Source organism: Rhodovulum sp. PH10 (assembly GCF_000293785.1).
Classification (GTDB): domain Bacteria; phylum Pseudomonadota; class Alphaproteobacteria; order Rhizobiales; family Xanthobacteraceae; genus Rhodoplanes.
On the sequence record NZ_AKZI01000145.1, the window covers coordinates 1 to 6,362 of the forward strand.

Consider the following 6,362-nt stretch of genomic DNA (forward strand, 5'->3'; position numbering starts at 1 on the left):
GGAATCACAACCGATTCCCGAGACTCAACAACTTCTCGGATCGGCTCTTCAAGCGCCGGCGAGTGGGGGCGGTACGTCTATGTGTTGTCGGAGGGGCACACTCGAATCCCTTTGCGGCTGCCTCACCCCGCTATAGAGGTTGCGCTGTTGCTCGACGCTTGCCAAGGACCCGTGCATCTGGGATAGGAGACAATCCTTGGCTGATCCTGTCTCTCGGCCCCGGGAGGCAGCATCGGCCGGGGCGCCGCGTTGGCCTCGGCGGGAAGCGGCCTTATCGATTTGGGAGAGCTGAATGGCGACCTACAGCGTTACTGGGGACAGCACGGACAACATTACGATCACCGGCACCGTTGCCGAGGATACGATCGGCGTCGAGAACGCCGGCGGCGTTTTCACCATCTATGGCGGGCGCGGCGAAGGCGATGCGGCCGACACGGATGACGTCATCACAATCGGCGATAGCGTCGACGCTTATGGCACGTTCGACGTCTTCGGCAATGGCGGTGACGACTCGATCACTGCGACGTTTGCCGACAGCGCCGTGACGGCGACCGTGATCGGCGGCGCCGGCGACGACTCGATCACCATGACGGGCGGCGACTCCACCTCCACCATCGTCGTGGCGGGCAGCTCGGGCCTCGATACCATCTCGGTCGACAGCGCCGATGGTGACGTCACGATCTACGGCGGCTCGGGCGCGGCCGATGCGGCCGATAGCGCCGATTTCATTACGTTCGGCGGGGCGGGGACCTTCGACGTCTTCGGCAACGGCGGTGACGATACCGTCTCTGGTGATCTTGATGCTGGTGGTGATGCCAACGTCTATGGCGGCGGCGGCGACGACGTCCTCTCGGTCGCCAATGGCGACTCGACCTCGGTAGTGACCGTGACGGCCGGCTCCGAGGCGGACACCGTCTCGGTGACTGGCGCCGCCGGCGATGTCACGATCTATGGCGGCTCCGGCGAGGCCGACGCGGCCGATGGTGCGGACTCCATCAGATTCGGCGGGGCGGGGACCTTCGACGTCTTCGGCAACGGCGGTGACGATACGGTCTCTGGCGCGCTCACCGGTGGCGGTGATGCAAATGTCTATGGCGGTGGCGGCAGCGATGACATCACCGTCGGTGGCGGCGATTCGACCTCGGTGGTGACCGTGACGGCCGGCTCCGAGGCGGACACGATCGACGTGACGGGTGACGGCGGTTCCTACACGGTCTATGGCGGTTCGGGCGAAGCCGATTCGGCGGACCTGGCGGATGTCATCACCGCGCACGACTCCGGCGACTTCACGATCTACGGGAACGGTGGAGACGATACCATCGATCTCTCCGATATCGACGTAACCGATTCGGGGACTGTCGTGACGGCGTATGGCGGTGCCGGCGACGACGCCTTCTCGGTGGGCGCCGATACCGCCGCCACCTTCGTCCTGAGTGGTGGTGGTGGTGACGATACCTATCTCGTCACTCAAGGCGCCGGGGCCGATTCGGCCGGTGCGTCCACCGGCGAGGGAATCGTCACCATCACCGACTTCGAGGTGGGCAGCGGCGATCAGCTGAACATCAACACCGGTGATTCTACCGATCTGGTGGTCGGTGTAACGGTCTCTAGCTCTGCTACGCTCCAGGATGCCCTCGACGCTGCCGCTGCCGCTGCTGTCGATACCGGCGACATCGGGGTCGTGATCTACGGGGGCAGTGCATATGCCGTTGTCGAGGGCGGTGGCGATCTCACTGCTTTGGACAGCACAGATCAAGTCATCAAGCTGACCGGGGTGACCGACCTCAATGTGATCGATCAGATCACTGCGGTGGCGTAGTTCGCGCCGACATCATGAACACGAAAGGGGCGGCTCCGGCCGCCCCTTTCTCGGTTGCTCGTTCGATCGGTCCCGTCGTGATCTGGCCAGGATTTTCGGCAATCCATGGTTCGGGCCTCGACTGGGCGGCCAAGGCACACGAGGCGGCCCGTCGGGTTCGGTTCATCCGACCGGCGAATAGGTAGGCATGACTCCTCGCGGAAATCTCCTTCAGGACGCGCTGCGCCACAGCGTTCGGCCGCTCGCCTTCGTCTTCTTGTTCAGCGCGGTCAGCAACGTGCTGTTCCTGGCTTTTCCGCTGTACATGACCGAGGTCTATGGGCGCGTCTTCTACAGCCAGAGCATCGGCACGCTGGTGATCCTGACCACCGGGGTCCTGGTCGTCTTCCTGATCCAGGGCACCGTCGACACGCTGCGGTCGCGTGTGATGATCCATTACGGGGCGGTGTTCGATCGGCTCCTGTCACGTCACGTCTTCGCCGCGCTGTTCGCGAGCGACCTCGACGGTGCGGGCCAGCAGAGTCAGGCCTTGCGCGACCTCGACGTGTTTCGCCAGTCGATCACCGGAGCGGCGCTGGCGGCGGTGCTCGATCTGCCGTGGGTGCCGATCTTCATCGCCATCCTGTTCGTGATCGATCCCTATGTCGGCACCCTCACGCTGGTCGGTGGGCTCGTCCTGCTCGCGCTCGCTTATGCCCAGGATCGTGTCAGCCGGCGCGCGCTGCAGGAGGTCAACGAGGCGGCGCTGCGCGGCTATCGCTTCACCGACATGGCCGTGCGCAATGCCGAGGTGGTGCGGGCACTCGGCATGCTGCCCGCGATCGGTGCTCGCTGGCACGGTGATCGCGCCACGGTGATTTCCGGTCAGGCGCGGGCGAGCGAGCTCGCCGGCCTGATCGGCGACACGATCAAGTTCGTCCGGATGTCGATCCAGGTCGGCGTCATCGCGCTCGGCGCCTATCTGGTGCTGAAGCAGGTGTTCGGTCCTGGCGTTCTGTTCGCCAACATGATCCTGTCCGGCAAGGCGCTCCAGCCGCTCGACCGGGTGGTCGCCTCCTGGCATCAGCTCGTCGAAGCGAACATGGCCTATCGCCGCCTGCGCGGCGTTCTCCAGGACTACAGCCCGCCGGATCATACGACGGCACTGCCCATTCCGGCCGGCGCGCTCAGCGTGGAGCGTGTCACGTTTCAGCTGCCGGACATGCCGAAGCCGCTGCTGAAGGACGTGTCGTTCTCGCTCCAGCCGGGGGAGGCGCTCGGCGTGGTCGGGCCGTCCGGCGCCGGCAAGTCCACCTTGTCGCGGCTCATCATCGGCATCTGGCGCCCGACCGGCGGCCATGTTCGGCTCGACGGCGCCGATGTCCATGCCTGGGAGCGCACCGCCTTCGGGCGGCACGTCGGCTATCTGCCGCAGGACACCGAGCTGTTCACTGGAACGGTGCGCGACAACATCGCCCGGTTCCGCTCGGATGTGACCGACGCGGCAGTCGTCCAGGCGGCGCAGGACGCCGGTGTTCACGACCTGATCGTTCGCCTTCCGCACGGCTACGAAACGCCTCTCGGCGCGAACGGGATGGTGCTGTCGGTCGGCCAGCGCCAGCGGCTCGGCTTGGCTCGCGCCCTTCTCGGCGAGCCCTCGCTGGTCGTGCTGGACGAGCCGAACGCCAACCTCGACACCGAGGGTGAAGCCGCCCTCCTTCAGGCACTCGCGTCACTGAAGGCGCGTGGCGCGACGGTGGTGATCGTCTCGCACCGGGCGAGCGTGTTTCGGCACGTGGACAAGATGCTGGTGATGCGGGACGGTCAGGTCGAGGCGTTCGGTAGCCGCGACGCCATCCTCGCCCGCATCATGCGGCCCGCTCCGGCGGCGCCGCGCTCGACGCCGGAGGTCGCTTCCTCGCCGGCTCCGGCGGCGGTCGCCGCCCCGGCCGACAAGACCGCGGAGGACGTCGGATGACTGCCGCGACGGAAAAGACCGGAAAAGCGCTCGGAGTCATCGGGCGCAAGACCATCATCGACCCGCAGCGTGCGGCCGGTTTGCCGGAAGCGCGCACCGTTGCTCCTCTCGACTTCACCGATCGTTCCGTGCCGCCCGAGCTGCATGCGCGGGTGCAGAGGCCGATCCTGCTCGGCGTTCTGGTCACCTTGTTCTTCGTCGTCGGCGGGTTCGTCTGGGCGTGCTTCGCCCCATTGGCGGGCGCCGTCGTCGCGCAAGGCTTCGTGCGCGTCGAGGACAATCGAAAGACCATCAAGCACCGTGATGGCGGTATCGTCCGCGATATCCTGGTCGAGGAAGGACAGGAGGTCTCCGCAGGCCAGACCTTGATGCTGCTCGACGACGTCATCCCGCGGGCGAACGTCGATGTTCTCCGGGCGGGCTATCGGTCCGCTCTGGTGCAGCGTGCCAGGCTGGAGGCCGAGCGCGACGATGCCGCCAGCATGTCGTTGCCGCCGGAACTCGCGGAACAGGCGAACGAGCCAGCCGTGCAGGCTCTGCTGCGAGACCAGGAAAACCTGTTCGCGTCGCGACAGGCCGCGTTGGAAGGTCAGCTCGACGTCTTGAGCAAGAGGAAGGAGCAGCTCGCCACGCGTGTCAAAGGACTCGAGGCGCAGTTGGCGGCCACCGAGGAGCAGGCCAAGTTCGTCGACGACGAGCTTCAGGGCGTGTTGCAGTTGTTCGACCAAGGCCTGGTGCCGAAGACGCGGGCCCGCGCTCTGCAGCGCACCGCCGCCGATCTCGCCGGCAACAAAGGGGCGACCGTCGCCGAGATCGCTCGCACCCAGCAGCAGATGGGCGAGACCGAGTTGCAGATCGTCCAGCTCCGTCAGCAGCGTGCCGCCGAGGTCGCGGATGGGTTGCGCGACGTTCAGAATCGCATTTCGGATGCGTTGCCGCGGCTGCGAGCGGCGGAGGAGACGCTCGCTCAAACGCGGGTGTTGGCTCCGGTCACGGGCTACGTCTTGAACCTCACGCAGTTCACGCGGGGGGGCGTGGTCGGTGCGGGGGAACGCTTGCTCGACATCGTACCGACCGACACACCGCTGGTTCTGGAAGCCCGCGTAAAGCCGGACGAGGCCTACGAGGTCGCGCCCGGCATGGACGCCAACGTGAAGCTGTCCACTTATGAGGCGCGCCGCCTGCCGATGATCCCGGCCCGGGTGACCAAGGTGTCCGCCGATCGGCTGCAGGATCAGCGGACCGGCGAGCCGTACTTCACGACGGAGCTCGCGATTGCGCCCGATACGCTGCGTGACCTCGGCCAACAGGTGCGTGTCTATCCCGGCATGTCGGCGACGGTGATGATCGGCACGGGCGAGCGGACGGTTATGGATTACCTGATGGCGCCGGTGCGAGACAGTTTGCGCAGCGCGTTGAAGGAGCGGTGATTTCCTAGGGACGCGAAAGAGGACCGTGGATCTGCAAGTAGGACCCAGTATTTCAACAGCGGCCGGATAGTAGGCTCCTTCGAGGCCGAAAGAATCAAAGTGGAACGCTCCTTTTTGAAATGAGTGCGGTGCGGTAAAATGGCCTCTATCCTGATTACTATTCCACATTATTTCCAAGAGCGGGGGGATCCTCGCTATGCTTCGACCAACGGGAACTCTTCGGAGCGCGCTAAGGCGCTCGGAGCTGCTATGTCCGGGCTTTACCGTTGCTTTGGTCGCGGCATAGCCGAGTACTCCATCGAGAAGCGAGCCGCCACGCCTGGGCCTGAACGGTACGAGCTAACGATTGCTGTTGTAACGAACAAGGATGATCATCTACTTTCTTTTCTGCCTGAGCAAAAGGGATTGTACAAGCATGTCGTGGCAGAAATTGACGACCCTATGTTCTTGGGATTTGCGTGTCAGCGCTATCTCGGAGAGTTGGCTGGGCGATACGATTGGTACGGGTTTATGGAAGACGATCTAATCGTCCACGACCCGTTCCTATTGGCTAAGCTGAATCACTTTTCACGAACGTTTGGAAACGACAAGGTGCTCCAACCGAACCGATTCGAGTGCAGAGTGACGGGAACAATAAAGACCTTCTACGTCGATGGCCCCATACGAAAAGGCGCTGTCGACAAGATTAGGCCGATCCAACTCGGCGAGCGCCTGTCGTGTAGCTATTTGGGGCGTGAGATCGAGTTCATCGAGGCGAGGAACCCTCATTCTGGTTGTTATTTTTTGAACGCCCAACAAATGGCGTATTGGGCGTCTCAAGAGTACTTTGCAAAGCCTTCAAGTGCATTTATTGGTCCTTTGGAGAGTGCGGCAACACTTGGCTTGCTCCAAACATTTCGTGTCTTCAAAACGGCGCCCCGTTATCTGGATTATTTGGAGATAGAGCACTACGGAAACAAGTTTATTTCCGGAGTCGGGTGATCGCGGGCTATCGGGATGGACCAAAACCTTGTTCTCGTCACCGGCGGCGCCGGCTTCCTCGGCTCGCATCTGTGCGACCGCCTGATCGCGGCCGGCTACGAGGTCCTGTGCCTCGACAACTTCTATACCGGCACGCGGCGCAACGTCGCCCACCTGATCGGCCACAAGAATTTCG

5 protein-coding genes are annotated in these 6,362 nt (G+C 63.8%); all 5 read left to right on the forward strand.

The window, feature by feature from the left end; genetic code table 11:
* The first annotated feature begins 292 nt into the window (after positions 1-292).
* Positions 293-1,819, forward strand: a complete 1,527-nt coding sequence (locus A33M_RS19375; protein WP_008390827.1) for a beta strand repeat-containing protein — start codon at positions 293-295, stop codon at positions 1,817-1,819.
* Between the two features lie 187 nt (positions 1,820-2,006).
* Positions 2,007-3,776, forward strand: a complete 1,770-nt coding sequence (locus A33M_RS19380) for a type I secretion system permease/ATPase (RefSeq protein WP_008390829.1) — start codon at positions 2,007-2,009, stop codon at positions 3,774-3,776.
* The gene (locus A33M_RS19385; protein WP_008390831.1) at positions 3,773-5,206 is read left to right on the forward strand and encodes an HlyD family type I secretion periplasmic adaptor subunit; all 1,434 of its coding nucleotides are present in this window, start codon (positions 3,773-3,775) and stop codon (positions 5,204-5,206) included. The genes A33M_RS19380 and A33M_RS19385 overlap by 4 nt, the downstream gene beginning before the upstream one ends.
* A gap of 138 nt (positions 5,207-5,344) precedes the next feature.
* Positions 5,345-6,187 (forward strand): calcium-binding protein, encoded by an 843-nt coding sequence (locus A33M_RS24235; RefSeq protein ID WP_157223575.1) that lies wholly within the window; start codon positions 5,345-5,347, stop codon positions 6,185-6,187.
* A 15-nt stretch (positions 6,188-6,202) separates the two neighbouring features.
* Positions 6,203-6,362 (forward strand): NAD-dependent epimerase/dehydratase family protein (locus tag A33M_RS23230; protein WP_157223576.1); only part of this gene is annotated, 160 nt, incomplete at its 3' end.

What these genes read in the sequence shown, in the direction of transcription:
- A33M_RS19375 (WP_008390827.1), top strand. Translation starts at nt 293, where the DNA reads ATGGCGACCTACAGCGTTACTGGGGACAGCACGGACAACATTACGATC.
- A33M_RS19380 (WP_008390829.1), top strand. Translation starts at nt 2,007, where the DNA reads ATGACTCCTCGCGGAAATCTCCTTCAGGACGCGCTGCGCCACAGCGTT.
- A33M_RS19385 (WP_008390831.1), top strand. Translation starts at nt 3,773, where the DNA reads ATGACTGCCGCGACGGAAAAGACCGGAAAAGCGCTCGGAGTCATCGGG.
- A33M_RS24235 (WP_157223575.1), top strand. Translation starts at nt 5,345, where the DNA reads ATGGCCTCTATCCTGATTACTATTCCACATTATTTCCAAGAGCGGGGG.